Annotated in this window: 2 protein-coding genes; both read left to right on the forward strand. The window is 38.4% G+C overall.

Annotation, left to right across the window (positions count from 1 at the left end; genetic code table 11):
* Positions 1–633: 633 nt before the first annotated feature.
* Positions 634–1176: a peroxiredoxin gene (locus AC1DSB_RS18955; RefSeq protein WP_016427841.1), complete on the forward strand. Its 543-nt coding sequence runs from the start codon at positions 634–636 to the stop codon at positions 1174–1176.
* Between the two features lie 125 nt (positions 1177–1301).
* Positions 1302–1646 (forward strand): redoxin domain-containing protein (locus tag AC1DSB_RS18960; RefSeq protein ID WP_477587382.1); only part of this gene is annotated, 345 nt, incomplete at its 3' end.

The raw sequence follows: 1646 nt of genomic DNA on the forward strand, positions 1-1646 counted from the left end.
GAGAAGAAGCATGCACAGATCCAACTTGTGAATATTGTGAATTGCGACCTAAACGACCTTTAACATAAGGTTGCGGATGGTCTTTTTTTTTGACTAAACCTGTTGATACTTTGAATGAAAAACGCAGTGTGCATTTGCACCTAGCGCAAATATAGGATAAACAACCGTATATGCTATAAAGAAAGAATAGAATCGGCTCTATTTCCGCGGACGGACTGGCAAGCCTCATCACTCGTACTGTGTAAATACAATATAGTAGAAAATGGGTTAGTTGCTCCAAAGAGAGCGCACTTTCGCCAGGCAAGCCTATTAAGTGTGAAGAATGAGATCACAAATTTCATACTTGTCGGCTCATGTTTAACATGCGGTAAGCACAAATATACGATAAAGAACAGGATGATTTTAGATCCTTAATTTAAGATAAAGATATTAAATGTTTCTACTTTCTTCTTTGAATAGATTATCTCAAGGTGAACATACTAAGCATTCGACACGAATTAGACGAAAAAAATTTTTCCTAGTGCTAGTTGAAAGCCGATAAATTGATTTGCAGCAGGGACTTTGTTATCCTTTAAATTGTGCTAATAACGAATACAATTCGTTAGCAGATAAATATTTCTTGGAGGTTTTCACATGACTGAACGTATGGTAGGTAAACAAGCACCCCATTTTACAATGGACGCAGTGCTAGCAGATAAGTCTTTCGGTAAAGTAAGCTTGGAAGAAAACATGAAGCAAGACAAATGGACAGTTTTGTTCTTTTATCCAATGGATTTCACTTTTGTATGTCCAACTGAAATCACAGCAATGTCAGACCGCTATGATGAATTTGAAGATTTAGACGCTGAAATTATCGGTGTTTCTACAGATACTATCCACACTCATTTAGCTTGGATTAACACAGCTCGTCAAGACAACGGCTTAGGCGAATTGAAATATCCATTGGCTGCAGACACTAACCATGTGGTATCACGTGAATATGGTGTATTGATTGAAGAAGAAGGTATTGCTCTTCGTGGATTATTCATCGTAAACCCTGAAGGTGAAATGCAATATCAAACAGTGTTCCACAATAACATTGGTCGCGACGTGGATGAAACTCTTCGCGTATTACAAGCTCTTCAAACTGGTGGTCTTTGCCCAGCAAACTGGCGTCCAGGACAAAAAACTCTTTAATTGATTGAATGGGGCTCATGAATTTTGCCTTTATCAATGCACTAGATTAATTAGACACCCACGATTCCCCACGCATACGATACGCAGTGGGGAATTTTTACATGTATCATTGAGGAGGAAATACAATGAAATTACGTTCACCAATGCCTGACTTAACAGGCGCAACTGCTTGGCTCAATGGAAAAGTTGCTAAAAAACAATTGATTGGCGACAAGCCAACACTTATTCATTTCTGGTCTGTAAGCTGTGGACTATGTAAAGAGGCAATGCCAGAAGTAAATGCTTTCCGTGATCAATATAAAGATGAATTGAATGTACTAGCAGTCCATATGCCACGTTCAGAGAAAGATATGGACCTGGAAGATATCAAGAGGAATGCTGCAGAACACGATATCACACAACCAATTTTTGTCGATAGTGACATGAAATTAACCGATGCTTTTGATAATCAATATGTACCTGCATACTAC

This window comes from Paenisporosarcina sp. P4_E4_2, assembly GCF_056401595.1.